The sequence below is a fragment of the Aphanothece stagnina RSMan2012 genome, from assembly GCF_046764815.1.
GTDB lineage: Bacteria > Cyanobacteriota > Cyanobacteriia > PCC-6307 > Cyanobiaceae > NIES-981.
In genome coordinates this window covers 30061-47298 of sequence record NZ_JBKOUC010000006.1, presented here as the reverse complement: position 1 = coordinate 47298, position 17238 = coordinate 30061, and the positions used below count along the sequence as shown (strand labels likewise).

The following is a 17238-nucleotide window of genomic DNA, read 5'->3' as shown; positions in this document are numbered from 1 at the left end:
CGGCAGCCTGCTCGTGGTCGCCTGGCTGGTGCTTCGTCCGCGCAGCTGAGCGCTCCGGAAGGGCGGCAGGCACGCCGAGGGGTCACGCTTGCCGGGTTGACGTCGCGAACCTGCTTGCGGGGTTGAATAGAATGACCGTGAGCCGAGGCACACACGAATGTCTTTGGAACAACTGAGGCAATTTGCCCTGAAGATCCTCACGGATCATGAGCTTGCAGCGATCTGCAGCTCCGCTCGTGCGGCCGATGCTGATGATCAGGCCAGCATCGCCAGGGATGCCGGCTATGAGGTCTACCCAGCAGACCTGGTCAATTGCCAGGGTGGCGCACTGGTTGAGAATGTTGATGAAGATTTTTTCATGAAGACGACCTGGTGGACCTTGGTCGAGGACATCAGTTGAGCCCACGCTGATGCTCGCCCTCAGCATGGAGCGCAACCGCTGACATCCTGATCTCGCTCAGCCGTGCTGATCCCCAGGCGGCGATCAGCACGAGCCCTCGGTGGTCAGGTGCGGGCGAGAAGTCGCTGGAATCGGGCGATCTCCAGCTCCAGCACACCTTCGTTGATCCCGAGGGCACGGGCAATGCCGCGCAGCTGGGCCCGTTCGCGCTCCTCGATGCTGCCATCGGAGCAGGCCACCCGAAAGGCCGCCTCCAGAATCACCTCCCGGCCATTGTCGTCGAGCGTGGAGCGTTCATCGGACAAACGCCGCAGCAGCTGCTCGAAAGGCCCCTCCGCCTGCTCGCCTGCAGGGGCGTTCCCGCCTGAGGCAGCACGGCGGTTTTCAATCCAGCCGTCCAGTTGCTCGCGACTGGGCGGCTGGCCCATGATCTCGGCGTAGGTCGTGGCAATGGTGTGGATCTCATCCTCCATGATTTCCCCGTCAGCCAGGCAGATGTCCACCATGCTCTCCATCATCAGATCGCGCACCTTGATGGCGTAGCGATCGCCATAGGCCACGGCCCAGCGCAACTCCGAAAGATCGCGCTCCTTTCGATCGTGCTGGGACGCACGGGGATCCCGTTTGCAGCCGGTATGACCACCCGAGAGACTGTCGTAGATGTGAAAGGTGAAGCGATCAACCAGCTGCCGGCAGAAGGCGACTCCCCGAACTGAGTTTCCGTAGTCGTCCAGCCGCGGTGAAAAGGTGGCGAAGCCCATGAGGTTCGGCACGACGACGAGCACCGCACCTGCCACGCCAGACTTTGCCGGAAGACCAACCTCCAGGGTGAACGAACCGGCGTTGTCATACATGCCGGCACTCTGCATCACGGCCAGGGTCTTCTTGACGACCTCGGTCGGCAGAACCTCCTCACCGGTGATCGGGCAGACGCCCCCGTTGGCGAGGGTGGCGGCCGCAATGGCCAACATTTCGGAAGTCATTTCGATACTGCAGCACGACAGGTAGAGGTCGAGCATGGTGTGAAGGCTGACATCTCTTGGCAGGCCAGTTCTTCCCTGCAGGAGATAGGCGATCGCATAGTTGGTGTGCGCCGTCGCCCGCTCAGACAGCATCGTTTCCTCGCTGAAGCGAACCTCATCGATCCCTCCACACATCCGAGACCAGAGGTTCATGACATCACCCGTGATCTCCCTGGCCTCTCGATCCGGACTTCCGGATGCAATGATCCCGGCCGTCATGATGGCACCAGCATTCACGCACGGATTGAACGGGCGCATATCAGGCAGAAGATCCAAAGCATTGAAAGGCCGTCCCGAAGGCTCGGTACCCACAAATCTGTGGGTGAACTCTGAACCCTCACGGAGCAGCGCATAGGCATAGTTCAACGGCTTCGATACCGATTGGATGGAGTGGAAGACATCCACATCTCCCAGCCTCATCCTTTGGCCATCCACCGTGCAGAAGGCCACACCCCAGCGCTCAGGGTCAGCATCACGAAGGATGGGGATATAATCCGCGTTGTTGCCGCCGCGATCAGGAGCAACGTTATCGTAGATCAGGCGTATATCACTGCAGAATTCTTCCCAGTCTGGAATTGCCAGCTGACGGCTGAAACTGCGGCTCACCATCCGCAGCTCCGGGCCCACGATTTCAGCAAATTCGTCGAAGCCGATCGGCTGACCTTCGCAGCGGGCCAGCCGCTCCATCGTGGTGCGCAGGCGGAAGTCCTCAACGTCAATTCCGCTGGAGGCGATTCTGTTCCGGATCCGATCGGCATCGGTCACGCCCTCGGTGGCCACTGACTCGAACAGCATTCGCATCCGGTCCATGCAGGCTCACCAAATCATCATTTCCCTATTAATAGAAGCAGAGATCAGCTGGAGTAGTGCAGACTACAGATCCGATTCTCCTGTCATTGTTCATGGCTCTCAGCCATTTTCATCATGACAACCAGTGTCAATTCGAGCAGTCTCAATTCAACCAGTGTGGATTCAACGTACCGTCGCTCATCCCTCTTCCACCCTGATCCTCATCCCTTCCTCCCCCTGATCGACGTCATCGCCATGGCGGCTGGTGGCGGCTGATGGCGCCTGAGCGGGCCCGGCCCACCGCTGGGCCGGGAGAAACCATCGGAGGAAACCGGCAGAACGCCCTAGGGTCCCCCCCGTCAACGCACCCCACCTGGATGACCCAAGGCCTGCCCAGCCTCCACCCCCACCCTGGATGGAGCGACGCACCCGCACCCCCGCCCTCCGCCACGGTCGGCAAGCACTGCATCCTCGAGCTCTACGGCTGTGATCAGGCCAGGCTCGACGACGAAGCCTTCCTCCGGGACACCATCACCTCGGCAGCCCGACGGGCTGGTGCCACCCTCCTCAATCTGATCACCCACCGTTTCGAGCCCCAGGGCGTCACCGGCCTGGCCCTGCTGGCCGAATCCCACATCTCCATCCACACCTGGCCCGAGTCCGGCTACGCCGCCGTGGATGTGTTCACCTGTGGGGACCACACCATGCCCGAGCGCGCCTGCGCCGTGCTCGCCGACGAACTCGCCGCTGCCCACCACAAGCTCACCAGCTTCCGGCGCGAAACCCCCACCGCGATCGCCGGGGTCGAGCGACAGCCGAGTCACGAGGCCCCACCCAGCCCACCGGCCGCGGCCGCCCTGGTGGCCTGAGCCCCGCGAGCCCCATGGGCCTGCCCGGCAGCGCCGTGCTCAGCGCCGCAGGCGGCCTCGGCCTATTCCTGCTCGGCATGGCGCTGATGACCGAGGGCCTGCGCAGCCTGGCGGGGAACCGGCTGCGCCAATCCCTGCTGCGCTTCACCCGCTCGCCCTGGACCGGGGCCTGCAGCGGGGCGCTGGCCACGGCCCTGGTGCAGTCCTCGAGCGCCACCACGGTGACGACCGTGGGCTTCGTGAGCGCCGGAGTGCTCAGCTTCCAGGCCTCCCTGGGCATCATCCTCGGCGCCAACGTGGGCAGCACCGGCCTGGGATGGCTGGTCGCCCTGCTCGGGATCAGGCTCAACCTGGAGATGCTGATGCTCCCGTTGGTGCTGGTGGGGGCCTGCCTGCGCCTGCTGGGCCGCGGACGCCAGGCCCAGGCCGGCCTGGCGCTGGCGGGGTTCGCCCTGCTGTTCATCGGCATCGGGGGCCTGCAGGAGGCCATGGCCGGCCATGGTCTCCTGCTCGATCCCTCCCGCTTCGATGCCGCCCTGCCGTCGGGGCGGCTTCAGCTGCTGCTGCTCGGACTGCTCACCACGGTGATCACCCAGTCGTCCGGTGCGGGTGTCGCCACCACCCTGGCGGCAATCGCCGCCGGCGCCCTCTCCCTCCCCCAGGCCTGCGCCCTGGTGATCGGGATGGACATGGGCACCACCGTGACCGCCCTGATCGCCGCCATGGGGGCCGGTCTGGCGGCGCGGCGCACGGCCGTGGCCCATGTCACCTTCAACCTGTTCACCGGCCTGCTGGCCTTCACCGCCCTGCCCCTGTACCTGCTGGCCCTGGGGCGGTGGTGGCCGGGCGTGATGGCGCGGGATCCGGAGTTCGCCCTCACGGCCTTCCACACCGGCTTCAACGTGGCGGGGGTGCTGCTGGTTCTGCCGTTCAGCGCCCCGTTCGCCGCCCTGATCCGTCGCCTGGTGCGCCCCGGTCCGGACCGTCCCGTCGACGAGCTGGCCGACGTGCCGCCCCTCGATCCCGCCATGGCCATCGCTCAGGCCACCACCGCCCTGCGGCAGACCTTTCTGGCCCTGCTGGAGATGCTGCTGCGCGGCCTGCGGCGTTCGCCCTCCGCCGGCGGCTCAGCGACCCAGCAGCTGACCGTGCTGCAGGCGGACCTCGATCACCTGGAGCTGTATCTGGACCAGATCAACCTCCAGCCCCACCACCGTCCCGGCAGCGCCTGCCTGCTGCACCTCCTCCACGCCCTGGACCACCTGCAACGGCTGCACGAGCGCTGCGAAGAGGAGTCGGACCGCCTCAACACCGTCGCGACCGCCGAGGCCCTGGCACCGGACCGCGATGGGCTGATCCGGGCGCTGGAGGCCCTGATCCCCCAGGTGCGGCAGGGGAGCTGGGATGGGGCCGCCTCGCTGGCCGATGCCTGCGCCCATCAGCTGCACCGCCGGGTCGACCCCTTCCGGGACGCCGTGATGGTGCAGGTCGCCGCCGGCGAGCTGGATGTGGATCGGGCCACCGTCCGGCTTCAGGCGATGCGCTGGCTGCGGCGGGTCAGCCAGCATCTGCAGCGGATCTGCCGGCACCTGGAGCAAGGGGGGTCCAGCGGATTGCCGAGGCCGTCAGTCTGACCTTTGCTGGCGGGCGGAGGCCCTGGACCCCAGCCTGGCCCCGTCCCCCGACTCCCTGCGGAACTGCCGTGCTGCGCCCGACCCCTGGTGCCCTCACCTCCCGCCGGATGGAGGAGCGCCCCGCGGGGGTGCCGAGCCAGCTCTACGTCCACGGCGGTCACCAGCCCACCCACTTCAGCGTGATGGTCTTCGACGGGGAGACGCCCCGGCTGGAGGAACTCTCCAGCCCCGCGGCGCTGAATCGGATCGCCCGCCAGGGAACACCGCTCTGGCTGCGGGTGAGCGGACTGGCGGAACCCCAGCGGATCCGCGACATGCTGACGGCTCTGGACATCCCGGAGCTGCTGCTGCCCCCCCTGCTGGAAACGCCCCAGCGGCCGCGGGTGGATGGGCTCGATGAAGCCCTGCTCGTGGTGCTGCATCGCCTGGGGTTCGCCTGCGATCCCACCCAGCTGATCAGCTCCCAGCTCGGGATGGTGCTGCTGCCCAACCGGCTGATCACGGTGGAGGAAGCCACGATCGGCGCGCCGTTCGGCGAACTCACCGGATGGCTGCTGGCCCGGGTGGGGGCGGTCGAGGATCGCGATCTGGATGACATCCTCCACTTCCTGGTGGATGAGGTGCTGGATGATCTCTTCCCGATGCTGGAACAGATCACCAACCGCCTGGATGACCTGGAAGAGGCTGCGCTGAAGAATCCCACCCCGCGCCTGCTGAGCCGGGCCTTTCAGTACCGCAGCAATCTGCGCCGCATCCGAAGCCTGATCTGGCCGCTGCGGCACGAGATCCGCACGCTGCTCAGCCAGCGCCAGCGCCTGCTGGGCGAGGCGGCCCTGGCCGGATTCCGTGAAATGGCCGACCTGGTGGAGCTGTTGTTCGAGAACGGCGAACTGCTGCGTCACCAGTGCGATGCGATCACCCAGACCTATGCCGCGAGTGTGGGCAATCGGATGAACCAGGTGATGAAGACGCTCACCATCCTCACCAGCATCTTTGCCCCGTTGACGTTCATCTGCGGCATCTACGGCATGAACTTCGCCCACATCCCGGAGCTCACCTGGCGCTTCGGCTACCCCTACGCGCTGCTGCTGATGGCCACCATCGCAGCGATCCAGGCCTGGTGGCTGTGGCGGCGCGGCTGGTTCCAGGATTGGACGAGCCCGCACTGATCCAAGCGGAGCAGCCCCCTGGAGGGGCCTCGCGAAGCTGAGGCAAGATCGACGTAGCACCCTCGAGCAAGGCCTGGGCCATGGGCGGGTCCACCGACGGCATGGCGATCCTCTCCAATGGAGCCCATGCCCACCAGCTGCTCGACAGGCACTGCAAACGGATGGTGTCCCTGCATGCCCCGGTGCTGGAGAACCGCGACCCGGAGCCGCTGCATCAGATGCGGGTCGCGATGCGCCGCCTGCGCACCTGCCTCAACCAGTTCGGCCCGGCCCTGGAGCTCCCGGATGGGGTCGGCGTGCAACGCCTGGCCCGATCCGTGCGGCGCCTGGGTGCGGCCCGGGATCTCGATGTGCTGCGGGATCGGCTGGAGCAGACGCTGCTGCCCAGGCTCCCGAAGCAGGAAATCCGCCGGCTCAAGCCGGCCCTGAAGCAGCTGCAGCGCGAACGCGGCGAGGCGCAGCAGCAGCTTCAGGAGGTGTTGAACAGCAGCCGCCACCTCAAGCTGATCGCCCAGCTGCAGAAGTGGCTGCGCCAGCCGCGCTACACACCCCTCGGCGACGAGCCGCTGCAGCACTGGCTGCTCGAATGGCAATGGCCGTGCCTCGGCACGCTGCTGCTGCACCGGGGCTGGCGGATCACCGCACCCCAGGGGCAGCGCGATGTGGAGGAGCTGCATGCCCTGCGCAAGGGCATCAAGGAGGCCCGCTACCGCCTGGAGAACCTTCAGCCGCTGGGCGGCGCCGTCGGCCTCGACTGGATCAACCGGCTGAAACAGGGCCAGGAGCTGCTGGGCGAACTGAACGATCTGGCGGTGCTGCGGCAGGCGATCGAGAGCCAGGCTTCACAGCGCCTGGCCAGGCATCTGCCGGAGCTGGACAAGCTCCTGGACGAGCAGCGGCTCGCGTGCTGGGCGCAGTGGCGGATTCTGGCCATGGAACTTGTGGAGAGGCACGAACGGGCCCACCTGGTGCTGGGGCTGATCGGCGACAGGGCGCTGGGGGGACAGCCCGATGTATCCGGGGACACCACCAACTAGCACCGAGATCACGGGTCGAATCGTGAAGATCCGATAAGTTGCGCCGGACGTCTGTCTGACGTCATTCCCGATCGGTGTGAGGACCCGATGAAATTCTTCCAGCAACTGCTGGTCGCCCCTGCGGCGCTCGGACTGCTGGCCCCCGTGGCCGCGACCGCTTCCGAGCTCAACATGGACGGCGTCAACCAGTACGCCTCCCAGGAGCAAGTCACCAGCATCTCCCAGTTCTCGGACGTGCAGCCGACCGACTGGGCCTACCAGGCGCTCTCCAACCTGATCGAGCGCTACGGCTGCGTCGCCGGCTATCCCGACGGCACCTACCGCGGCCAGAAGGCCATGACCCGCTTTGAAGCGGCGGCCCTGCTCAACGCCTGCCTCGACCGCGTCACCGAGGTGACCGACGAGCTCAAGCGCCTGATGGCCGAGTTCGAGAAGGAGCTCGCCATCCTCAAGGGCCGCGTCGATGGCCTCGAGGCCAAGGTGGGCGAGCTGGAGGCCACCCAGTTCTCCACCACCACCAAGCTCAAGGGCGAGGCGAGCATGATCCTCGGCGGCATGCCCGACTTCGACAATGTGGAGGACTCCGATCCGGATAACACCACCTTCAACTACGACGTGCGGCTGAGCTTCGACACCAGCTTCAGCGGCAAGGACCTGCTGCGCACCCGCCTGCGCGCCGGCAACTTCAGCTCCCTGCCCTTCGGCAGCAGCTCCCAGATCTTCGCCCTCGACAAGGCCGCAACCACGGCAGATTCGGTGAGGATCGACCGTCTCTTCTACACCTTCCCGGTGGGTGATTCGGTCAAACTCACGGTGGGCGCTCTGGTGCGCAACACCGAGATCATTTCCTTCATCCCCAGCGCCTACAAGTCGAACATTCTCGACTACTTCCAGCTGGCCGGTGCTTCCGGTACCTACAACAAGGCCACCGGCTCCGGATTCGGCTTCACCTGGAACCAGAAGGTTGACAAAGGGCGGCCCTACGCCACCTTCTCGGCCAACTACATCTCCAGCAGTGGTTTTGCTGACTCCTCCATCGGTATGTTCACCGAGGAGGGCGGCATCAACGCCCTGGCCCAGCTCGGCGTGAAGGCCCCCAACTGGGGTGCGGCCGTGGCCTACCGCTACGGCTCCGAGAACTCCCGGATCCGCGTCCCCAACTTCAGCGGCACCCTGCTTTCCGGTGATTCCACCAACAGCGTGGCCGTGAACGCCTACTGGGAGCCCACCGACACCGGCTGGATCCCCTCGATCAGCCTCGGCTACGGCTACAACGATGGCGGCGGCGGCTTCCCCGACTCCCAGTCGTGGATGGTCGGCTTCCAGTGGGACGACGCCTTCGTGAAGGGCAACGCCGCCGGCTTCGCCTTCGGCATGCCGCCCTTCACCGATCAGAGCGAGGACGACGAGGCCTGGCTGTACGAGATCTTTTACAAGTTCCAGGTCACCGACAATATCTCGATCACCCCGTCCCTCTTCTACGGAAGCAATGTTGCCTCCAATGGCGGCGACGATGCCTGGGGTGGCGTGATCCAGACCACCTTCAAGTTCTGATTCTTCAGGACGCACACCTCACACCGGTGCATCCGCACCCCACACACCCCATCACCAGCCTCCCGCAAGGGGGGCTTTTTTGTGGTCACCTGAAGCTCTCAGCGATGAACCCCGGCTCACAACAGGCTCACAGCAAGCTCAGAACAGGCTCAGAACAAGCTCAGAACAAGTTCAAAACAGGGCTCAGAAGGACACAAAGAGGACACAAACGAAGATCTTCTTCCAGGCTTAATCCACCTATAACGTGGCCATAATGATTCAGGGAGAGAGCGATACTAAATATTATCTGGTCTCATTGACTTTTTCCATGACCTTCGCCAAGAAGGCCTTCGCCATCACCAGGGTCACCGCGTTCGCCACGGTCACCGCGGTGTCAGCCACTCTGGCTGGCGGCACCGTTCTCGCCCAGAGTGCCCTCAACGGAGCAGGAGCCAGCTTCCCCGCCCCCTTCTACCAGGCGGCCTTCGCCTCCGCCGCCAGCAAGGGCATCCGGGTGAACTACCAATCGGTCGGCTCCGGCGCCGGCGTGCGCCAGTTTGTGGCCGGCACCGTGGACTTCGGCGCCACCGATGAACCGATCAAGGCCGCGGAAGCCGCCAAGGTGAAGCGGGGCGTGGTGCAGTTCCCCGCCGTGGGTGGCACCATCGCCATCGCCTACAACAATCCGGCCTGCAAGAATCTCAAGCTCAGCCAGAAGCAAGCCGTCGACATCTTCCTCGGCAAGATCAGCAGCTGGGATCAGCTGAAGTGCGGCAAGGGCAGGATCAATGTGGTGCACCGCTCCGACGGCAGCGGCACCACCTTCGCCTTCACCAATTCGCTCTCCGCCTTCTCCTCCGAATGGAAGAGCAAGGTGGGAGAGGGCAAGAGCGTGAAGTGGCCCGTCGGGATCGGGGGCAAGGGCAATGAAGGGGTCGCCGGCGTGCTGGCCAACACCCCCGGCTCGATCGGCTACGTGAACCAGGCCTTCGTGAAGGGCAAGCTCAAGGCTGTCGCCCTGCAGAACAAAGCCGGCAAGTACGTGCTGCCGAACGTCAGGAGCGGAGCCGCCGCCCTGAACAACATCCGCCTGGATGGCAACCTGGCGGGCGAGGACCCCAACCCCGCCGGCGCCGAGAGCTACCCGATCTCCACCCTCACCTGGATCCTGGCCTACAAGAGCGGCAACGGCTCCAAGGCGGGGCAGATCCGCCAGGCCATGCTCCACCTGCTGGGCCCGGCTCAGAACAGGGCCGACGATCTGGGCTACGTGCCCCTCAAGGGCAACGTGCTCAGCGCCGCCAAGAAGGCCGTGGGCAGCATCGGCAGCTGAACCGCTTCAGGGCACCCCGGGGCCCCGTTCTCCTGCCGGGGGGGAGGCCACCAGCAGGTAGGTCAACCCCTGGCGGTGCTCACGGCTGAGCACCGCCAGGCCCTCCTTCTTCAGGGCCTCGGGTTGGAAGCTGGGCCGGTTGGCGGGGGCGATCAGCACCAGGCGTTCGGTGACCGCCGTCCCCCCCGCGACCCCAGCCGGCGTGCCGGCGCCGGCACGCAGATGGGCGGCCAGTTCCGGCCGGGAATCCACCCGGTGGATGGGGCGGCCGGTCCGCAGCGCCACCGAGTGGTAGCTCTTGCCCACCACATAGATGGGAACCTCGGGGGGAACCTGCTCGGCCACGCGGTCCGCCAGGGCGAGGATGGCGTTCTGGCGGTGCTCGCGGTAAATCCCGGCCAGGGATGGCACGATCGAGCCCCAGGCCAGCATGGCCACCAGCAGCCAGGCCAGCACCAGGGCCAGACGCCGGCGCGGGCTCCCCAGCACCACCGCCAGCAGCAGAGCGGCCAGGAGCAGCAGGGGCAACCAGTGGCCCGGACCCTGCACATGCCGCAGCAGCGCCTGGGTGTACTCCGGGAAGACCCTGTCGAGCTTCACGACCCCCGGCAGCACCGGGCCCGGAATCAGGGCCAGCGCCGCCAGCACCGCCGCGGTCCCCACCCCGAGGATTCGATAGAACGATCTCCCGCGGGCATAGGGATTCGCACCGCTCGGGGGGGAAGCCAGCGGGGCCGCCTGCGGGGCTGGGGGCTCGGGCAGCACGTTGTAGGCCACCAGAATGGCCAGAGGGGGAAGGGAGCCGAGGATGTAGTGGGGCAGTTTGGTGCTCGCCAGGCTGAGCAGCAGCACCGTGAGGGTCAGCCAGACCAGCGCGAACACCTGCAGATCCGTCGCGGGCTCATGCGGGGCCTCACGCTGGCGGATCCGCCCCAGCCACAGGGCCCAGCGGGCACGGGTGGGCACAGCCAGCAGACCCCAGGGAAAGCTGAGCACCAGCAGCACCGGCAGGTAGTAGAACCAGGGCCCGGCGTGGTCGTCCACCGTGCTGGTGATCCGCCCGAAGTTGCTGTGGCCGAGGAAACCGGCCACGAAGGCCATGCCGGCCTGGCGATAGGCGGCCAGCAGCCACGGCAGCGGCAGGGCGATCGCCAGGGCGGCACTCACCGCCAGCAGGCCGGCCTGGCGGCCGAAGCTCCGACCCTGGCGGGTGAGCAGGGCGTAGCCGATCAGCACCGCCGCCGGCAGCAGCCAGGCCAGCAGTCCCTTGGCCAGGAAGCCCACCCCCAGGGCGGCACCGGCCCCCAGGGCCAGGCGCCAGCGCTGGGCCAGGGAGGCCGTCGGCACGAACAGCAGCTCGTAGAGCCAGGTCAGGGCCATCACCAGGCAGCTGGTGAGGTAGCTGTCGTGCACCGCCACCCGGGCGAAGGCGGCATAGCCGGGCAGACAGGCCAGGATCACCCCCGCCAGCACCGCCCGGGCCCAGCGGCGCTTGCCGCTCTCCCCTGCCGTGCCCCCCAACCGCCAGACGCACAGCACCGTCACGATCACCCCGAGGGTGGAGGAGAACGCCGCCCCGAGTCGGGCCAGCCAGGGCGCCGACGGCAGAAAGCGGAACATCGGCCAGGCCAGCCAGTACGGCAGAGGGGGCTTGTCGAAGTAGTTCTCGCCGCTGACCCTGGGCAGCCATGGACTGTTCTCGGCCAGCATGGTGCGGGCGATATCCAGCTGCAGCGATTCGGTCTTGTCGAGCGGATAGAGAATCTGAGTTCCCCAGAAAAAGGCCACCACGCAGACAACAACCAGGAGCAGAATTCCCCAGGTCCGCTGGGATCGCTCAAGCCTTGGTATGAACAAGCACGCAGCCCGAAACCCGCAACCTTACCGCTGCCTTCCCTTCTCCCCTTGGCCTGCCCAGCCCTGGCGCGCACTGGCGCTCACGGGCACCCCGAGGCCTCCGGTTGGGTGTTCGAACGGGTTGTTCGACAGCGGACAGGGTGGTGGGCCAAACAAGGGCAGCAGAAAAAGCGCAGTAAGGTGATCAAAAGTGGCTGACCAGGGGTCCAGCGCCGCCACCCCCATGGCCGCCCGCCAACGCCCCACGGTCCCTCCACCTCTCCGTCGTGACGACCTCGTGACTGTTTCGACCGCTGCAGCCCAGACACCGGTGGCGACCGGCCCCGCTGGTCGGGCCATGGCCCAGCCGATGGACGGCTCCCTTCTGGAGGCCCTCCAGGAGCACCTCAGCATGGAGCGGCGGGCCAGCCTCGCCTACTTCGCCATGGCGATCTGGTGCGCCGAGCGCGAGCTGCGCGGGTTCACCCACTACCTCCGGCAGGAGGCCGAGGCCGAACAGACCCATGCCGGCCAGGTGGCCGACTATCTGATCAGCCGCGGCCAGACGGTGCTGCTGCAGAGCCTGCCGGCCCCCCGCCAGAGCTGGGCATCCCCCGAGGAGATCTTCGCGGCGGTGTTCCAGATGGAGGCCGAGGTCACCACCTCGCTCCAGCAGCTGTACGCCCTGGCGGAGCGCTCCTCCGATCTGCGCACCACGGTGTTTCTCGATCCATTGGTGGAGGGGCAGGTGGCCGCCGAACATGAAGCCGCCCATCTGCTGGGCCGGGTCCGCTTCGCCCAGAACCAGCCGGCGGCCCTGCTGATCATCGATGGGGAGCTGGGCGCCGATCAACACGCGCCCGCCAGCCTGGCCTGAGCGGTCGGCCCGCCCCATCAGGCGGCGCGCAGGGGTCGGCGGCTGAGTTCCACCAGCAGGGCCAGGCCCAGGGGCTCAGCCACCCCCCGGCGCTGCCAGCCCTGGGCGGCCTGAAGCAACTCCCGGCGGCGTTGCTCGAGCTCGGCCAATTCCCGGCGCAGCCGGGCGAGCAGCTGGGTGTCCTGGCAGCGGCCCATGTCCCCGAGCACCTGGCTGGAGCGGCGGCGCAGGGAATCGGCTTCGCGCCAGAGGCTGCCGATCAGGGTGTCGGAGATCGGAATCCTGGCAGGGACCACAGCGACAGATCCACCGAGCGCTGGCAGGGCGCAACCTAGCCGCCGAACCGCTCCTTCTGCAAGCGATTCTCAATAGCAGTCATGCCCGGGCTGTTGCGGCGGGGCGCGGAGCTGGAAGCTCCAGGCTGCTCAGCCAGGCCAGCGCCACCAGCAGGGCCGAGCACCAGAGGCAGGCCTGAATCCCACCCTGCATGTAAAGCCAGCCCGAGAGCAGCGTGCCCAGCAGCCGGCCGGCGGCGTTGGCCATGTAATAGAAGCCCACGTTCAGGCTCACCGCCTCGGCATCGGAATAGGCGAGCACCAGGTAGCTGTGGATCGAGGAGTTCATGGCGAACACCACCCCGAAGGCCGCCAGTCCCCCCACCACCACCAGCCCGGGCTGCGCCACCTCCCGCCAGAGGCCCACAGCGATCAGGGCGGGGATGGCGGTGAGCAGAGCCGCCCAGAACTGCAGGGCGGCCGGGCCCGGAGCCGCCGGGCGACCCCAGCTGCGGCGCAGCGCCGGAGCGGAGCCCTGCACGACGCCGTAACCGATCACCCACAGTCCCAGGAAGGCGCCCACCTCCCAGAAACGCCAGCCGAGGGAGGCCTCGAGGAACACCGGCAGGGCCACCACGAACCACACGTCGCGGGCACCGAACAGGAAGAAGCGGGCCAGCGCGAGGAGGTTGATCCCGCGCGACGTGGAGAACAGGGCCGCCAGGGGCGGTTTGCGTTTCATCCGGCCGATCTCCCCCGGCAGGCGCAGGGTGAGCAGAAAGGCCAGGGCCAGGCCGGCCGCCAGGGCCGCCACCGCCGTGTTGAAGCCCAGGCTGGTGAGCAGCACCCCTCCGAGAAAGAACCCCACCCCCTTGAGGGCATTCTTGGAGCCCGTGAGGATGGCCACCCACTGGAACAACCGGGCCTCGCCCCTGGCCTCCTCCCCGGAGACCTGGGGCACCACCGCGCGGATGGCACTCTTGGCACTCATCTTGTTGAGGTCCTTGGCGATGCCGCTGATGGCCTGGGCGGCCATCACCACGATCACCGAGAACATCCGGGGCCAGCCCGGCGCCACCGGCACCAGCATCAGCAGCGCCGCGATCTGCAGCAGGGTGCCCACCCAGAGCGTGAGGCGCAGGCCATGGCGGGCGCCGATCCAGCCGCCGACGAGGTTGGTGAGCACCCCGAAGAACTCGTAGAAGACGAACAGCAGCGCGATCTCCAGGGTGGAGTAACCGAGCTGGTGGAAGTGGAACACCACCAGCATGCGCAGGGCCCCGTCCGTGAGGGTGAAGGCCCAGTAGTTGGCGGTGACGATCCCGTACTGCTGCAGGGCCGTGAGCCCGCCGCGCTGTGCCGCCATCGCTCAGCCCTCCCCGCAGGCCGCGATGTGGCAGGCCAGATCGGCCAGCCGGCAGCTGTAGCCCCACTCGTTGACGTACCAGGCGTAGACCTTCAGCTGGGTGCCGTTCACCACGAGGGTGGAGGGGGCATCGACCACGGCGCTGCGGGGGTCGTTGACGCAGTCCACCGAGACCAGCGGCCGGGTCTCCACCCCGAGAATGCCGCGGAGGTCCCCCTCGACCGCCTGGGTGAAGGCCCGGTTCACCGCCTCGGCCGTGGTGGCATGCTGCTCCAGCTCGAACACCGCATCGGTGAGGGAGGCGTTGAGCAGCGGCACCCGCACGGCGTGGCCGTTGAGCTTGCCCTGGAGATCCGGGAAGATCAGCCCGATCGCCCGGGCGGAACCGGTGCTGGTGGGGATGAGGCTCTGCAGGCAGGAGCGGGCCCGGCGCAGATCGTTCCTGAACCCGTTGACCACCACCTGGGTGTTGGTGACGTCGTGCAGGGTGGTGATCGCGCCATGGCGGATGCCGAAGCTGCCAGCCACCTCGCCCTTCACCGGGCAGGCCACCACGACGCGCGCCAGACCCGCCGCCTCGAAGTAGGGCTGCAGCGTCGCCGCCCACCAGGGCACGGCCGCAGGATCGGAGTCGCGGCTGTAGCCCACCGCCTGGTCGCCGACGCGGAGGCCCCGCTCGCCGAGGGGCTCGACCGGCGTGGGCCAGCGGCCGTGCACCGAATCGAAGGCCAGCAGATGGGCCGCCGCCGCCGCATCCCCGCCGCTGTCGTTGATGTGGACCAGCTCGATGCCGGGCCGCCCCCGGAGAACGCGGCAGACCAGGCGGCCGATGCGCCCGAAACCGTTGATGCCGACGCGCATGGACCTGACCCGCTGAAGAGGCGACGATGGGGACCCGTGGGCCCGCCCACACCGGAAGCTAGATCAACAAGAGTTGATCAATCAATGGAACCTGCTCCATGCGTGTCCTGGAACACCCCGCCGGCCCCACGGGCCTCTCCGCCGACCAGGCCCGGGCCCTGCTCAAGGCGCTCGGTGATCCCCTGCGGCTGCAGGTGATCGAGGCCCTCGGCAGCGGCGAACGCTGCGTCTGTGATCTCACCGCGGACCTGGGCCTGGCCCAGTCGAAGCTCTCCTTCCACCTGCGGGTGATGAAGGAGGCAGGGCTGATCGAGGGCAGGGTGCAGGGCCGCTGGATCTACTACCGCCTGCAACCCCAGGCCATCGCGGCGCTGCAGACCTGGCTCGCCGACCTCACCGCCCACTGCGGCCGGCCCGCCGCACCCTGCGACGGTTGAAGGGCCAGGCCCGAACGGATCCCTAGCGGCAGCTGTCGAGGGCCCGCTCCAGCTGGAGCGTCGCGTGCTGCACACCCAGGGCCCGCAGACGGCCGCGGGCCTCGCGCAGCACGGCATCGTCCTGGTCCTGGGGTCGGGCCGGATCGCACTGCAGGTGAACCGTGAGCGCCACGGTGGCGGTGCTCATGCTCCACACGTGGAGGTGATGCAGGCCGACCACCCCCTCCAGGGAGAGCAGGGCGGTCTCGATGGCGGCCAGATCCACCCCCCGCGGAACGGCATCCAGCATCAGGGCCCCCGCCTCCAGCAGCAGCTGCCAGCCGCTCCAGGCCACCACCACCCCCACGCCGATCGCCACCAGGGGGTCGATGCCGCTCCAGCCGGTGAGCAGGATCAGCAGGGCGCCGGCCAGCACGGCCGCCGACACGGCGGCATCGGTGAGCAGATGCATCACGGCCGCGCGGCGGTTGAGGTCATGCAGGTGGCCATGGCCGAACAGCCGCGCCGACAGCAGGTTGATCGCCAGGCCGGCCAGGGCCGCCCAGGCCACCGGTGCCGGCTGGATCAGCACGGGCCGGCCGAGGCGCTGGATCGCCTCCACCATCACCACGCCACCGGCCATGAGCACCAGGGCGGCATTGGCGAGGGCGGCGAACTGGGTGCTGCGGCGGTAGCCGTAGGTGAAGCGGCGGCTGGCGGGCCTCAGCGCGAGCCGCTCCGCGGCCCAGCCCAGGCCCAGCCCCGCCACATCCCCCAGGTTGTGCAGGGCATCGCCGATCAGCGCGAGGGAGCCGAAGGAGAAACCGATCACCAGCTGGACGACCACCAGGGCGGTGTTGAGCAGCACGCTCCAGCGGAAGGGGGCACTGCTGGGATGGCTGCTGCCGGGATGGCTGCTGCCGTGGTGGTGGGGAACCATGACCCAGTCTGTCCCCGCCCGCAGCGGCGGCCGCGCCCGGCGCGAGGGACGCGACGCTAACCAACCCTTAATCAGCGGACCATCTGGTCTTTGCCCCCGACGCTGCCGCGGTGCATAGCGTTCGCTCACCACAACGGCTGCCTGCGCCCATGGTGTTCACGCCATCCCTCGGGGCCGATCACCGTGACAGCTTCCGCGAGTTGCTGGAAACCAGCTACGAGAAGCGCAGCCTGGTGCACCTCCCGGCCGGCAGCTGCCTGCCGCTGCTCCGGCGCAATGTCTGGGTGGTGGTGCGCGGCATGGTCAAGCTGAGCGCCATCTCCATCCATGGCGACGAGCTGCTGCTGGGCCTGGTGGGTCCGAACGAACCCTTCGGTGATCCCCTCACCAACGTTCAGGCCTACGCCGCCAGCACCCTCCTGGACAGCGACCTGCTCTGCCTCAGCTGTGAGGAGATCGCCGCGGCGCCCCACCTGGCGATGAGCCTGCTGCAGGGGATGGCGGCCCGCTACCGCCAGAGCGAGGCGATCCTGGCCCTGCTGGGCCTGCGCCGCATCGAGGACCGGGTGCGGGGCCTGCTCGACCTGCTCGCCGCCGACCATGGCCAGCCCTGTGAGCAGGGCCTGCGACTCCCCTTCCGGCTCACCCACCAGGAACTGGCCAGCGCCCTGAGCACCACCCGGGTGACGGTCACCCGGGTCCTGGGCCAGTTGCGCCAGGAAGGCTGGTTGAAGCTGGACAGCCGTCGCCATCTGGTGATCGCCCACCAACCCCTGCGGCGATGAGCCTCGGGGCCGGCAGCGCCGGTCGCGGGGGCGAACGCAGCGACGGTCGGCGGCAGGCACCCTTCTGGGGGGCGCAGCTCAGCGGCGAAAATGGCT

16 protein-coding genes are annotated in these 17238 nt (G+C 67.7%); 10 read left to right on the top strand and 6 right to left on the bottom strand.

What is annotated here, in order from left to right:
* Positions 1–157: 157 nt before the first annotated feature.
* The gene (locus ACLNEE_RS05560) at positions 158–400 is read left to right on the top strand and encodes a Nif11 family protein (protein ID WP_411423639.1); all 243 of its coding nucleotides are present in this window, start codon (positions 158–160) and stop codon (positions 398–400) included.
* A 104-nt stretch (positions 401–504) separates the two neighbouring features.
* Here the strand turns inward: ACLNEE_RS05560 and glsA are convergent, their stop codons facing one another.
* A complete protein-coding gene (gene glsA / locus ACLNEE_RS05555; RefSeq protein WP_412006877.1) occupies positions 505–2223 on the bottom strand; it encodes a glutaminase A in 1719 nt (572 codons plus the stop codon).
* Positions 2224–2588: 365 nt separating this feature from the next.
* Here glsA and speD point away from each other — a divergent pair, with 365 nt between their 5' ends.
* The 6 genes from speD to pstS all read left to right on the top strand — a co-directional run bounded on the left by speD (position 2589) and on the right by pstS (position 9786).
* Positions 2589–3080: an adenosylmethionine decarboxylase gene (speD, locus tag ACLNEE_RS05550; protein ID WP_412006876.1), complete on the top strand. Its 492-nt coding sequence runs from the start codon at positions 2589–2591 to the stop codon at positions 3078–3080.
* Positions 3081–3094: 14 nt separating this feature from the next.
* The gene (locus ACLNEE_RS05545; RefSeq protein ID WP_411423636.1) at positions 3095–4714 is read left to right on the top strand and encodes a Na/Pi cotransporter family protein; all 1620 of its coding nucleotides are present in this window, start codon (positions 3095–3097) and stop codon (positions 4712–4714) included.
* Positions 4715–4782: 68 nt separating this feature from the next.
* Entirely contained in the window at positions 4783–5883 is a 1101-nt protein-coding gene (locus ACLNEE_RS05540; protein ID WP_411423635.1) for a magnesium and cobalt transport protein CorA, read from the top strand.
* Between the two features lie 80 nt (positions 5884–5963).
* Positions 5964–6920 carry a CHAD domain-containing protein gene (locus ACLNEE_RS05535; protein ID WP_411423634.1) on the top strand — a complete coding sequence of 319 codons (957 nt, stop codon included), beginning with the start codon at positions 5964–5966 and terminating at the stop codon, positions 6918–6920.
* Between the two features lie 87 nt (positions 6921–7007).
* A complete protein-coding gene (locus ACLNEE_RS05530) occupies positions 7008–8474 on the top strand; it encodes an iron uptake porin (protein ID WP_411423633.1) in 1467 nt (488 codons plus the stop codon).
* A gap of 307 nt (positions 8475–8781) precedes the next feature.
* Positions 8782–9786: a phosphate ABC transporter substrate-binding protein PstS gene (gene pstS / locus ACLNEE_RS05525; RefSeq protein ID WP_412006875.1), complete on the top strand. Its 1005-nt coding sequence runs from the start codon at positions 8782–8784 to the stop codon at positions 9784–9786.
* Between the two features lie 6 nt (positions 9787–9792).
* On the opposite strand, the gene ACLNEE_RS05520 is transcribed toward pstS, so the two are convergent.
* The gene (locus tag ACLNEE_RS05520) at positions 9793–11574 is read right to left on the bottom strand and encodes an ArnT family glycosyltransferase (RefSeq protein ID WP_411423631.1); all 1782 of its coding nucleotides are present in this window, start codon (positions 11572–11574) and stop codon (positions 9793–9795) included.
* A gap of 406 nt (positions 11575–11980) precedes the next feature.
* On the opposite strand from ACLNEE_RS05520, the gene ACLNEE_RS05515 reads away from it, so the two are divergent.
* The gene (locus tag ACLNEE_RS05515) at positions 11981–12499 is read left to right on the top strand and encodes a ferritin (RefSeq protein ID WP_412006874.1); all 519 of its coding nucleotides are present in this window, start codon (positions 11981–11983) and stop codon (positions 12497–12499) included.
* 17 nt (positions 12500–12516) lie between these two features.
* Here the strand turns inward: ACLNEE_RS05515 and ACLNEE_RS05510 are convergent, their stop codons facing one another.
* The 3 genes from ACLNEE_RS05510 to ACLNEE_RS05500 all read right to left on the bottom strand — a co-directional run bounded on the left by ACLNEE_RS05510 (position 12517) and on the right by ACLNEE_RS05500 (position 15001).
* Positions 12517–12795: a hypothetical protein gene (locus ACLNEE_RS05510; protein ID WP_411423629.1), complete on the bottom strand. Its 279-nt coding sequence runs from the start codon at positions 12793–12795 to the stop codon at positions 12517–12519.
* Positions 12796–12874: 79 nt separating this feature from the next.
* Positions 12875–14140, bottom strand: coding sequence for an organoarsenical effux MFS transporter ArsJ (gene arsJ / locus ACLNEE_RS05505; protein ID WP_411423628.1), 1266 nt, complete (start codon positions 14138–14140; stop codon positions 12875–12877).
* Positions 14141–14143: 3 nt separating this feature from the next.
* On the bottom strand, positions 14144–15001 hold the full coding sequence (locus tag ACLNEE_RS05500) for a glyceraldehyde 3-phosphate dehydrogenase NAD-binding domain-containing protein (RefSeq protein ID WP_411424516.1): 858 nt from the start codon (positions 14999–15001) through the stop codon (positions 14144–14146).
* Between the two features lie 98 nt (positions 15002–15099).
* Between ACLNEE_RS05500 and ACLNEE_RS05495 the strand changes: the two genes are divergently transcribed.
* Entirely contained in the window at positions 15100–15438 is a 339-nt protein-coding gene (locus ACLNEE_RS05495; RefSeq protein ID WP_411424515.1) for an ArsR/SmtB family transcription factor, read from the top strand.
* A 22-nt stretch (positions 15439–15460) separates the two neighbouring features.
* Here ACLNEE_RS05495 and ACLNEE_RS05490 read toward each other — a convergent pair whose 3' ends face one another.
* Positions 15461–16357 carry a cation diffusion facilitator family transporter gene (locus ACLNEE_RS05490; RefSeq protein ID WP_412006873.1) on the bottom strand — a complete coding sequence of 299 codons (897 nt, stop codon included), beginning with the start codon at positions 16355–16357 and terminating at the stop codon, positions 15461–15463.
* A gap of 149 nt (positions 16358–16506) precedes the next feature.
* Between ACLNEE_RS05490 and ACLNEE_RS05485 the strand changes: the two genes are divergently transcribed.
* Entirely contained in the window at positions 16507–17142 is a 636-nt protein-coding gene (locus tag ACLNEE_RS05485) for a Crp/Fnr family transcriptional regulator (RefSeq protein ID WP_411424513.1), read from the top strand.
* Positions 17143–17238 lie beyond the last annotated feature (96 nt).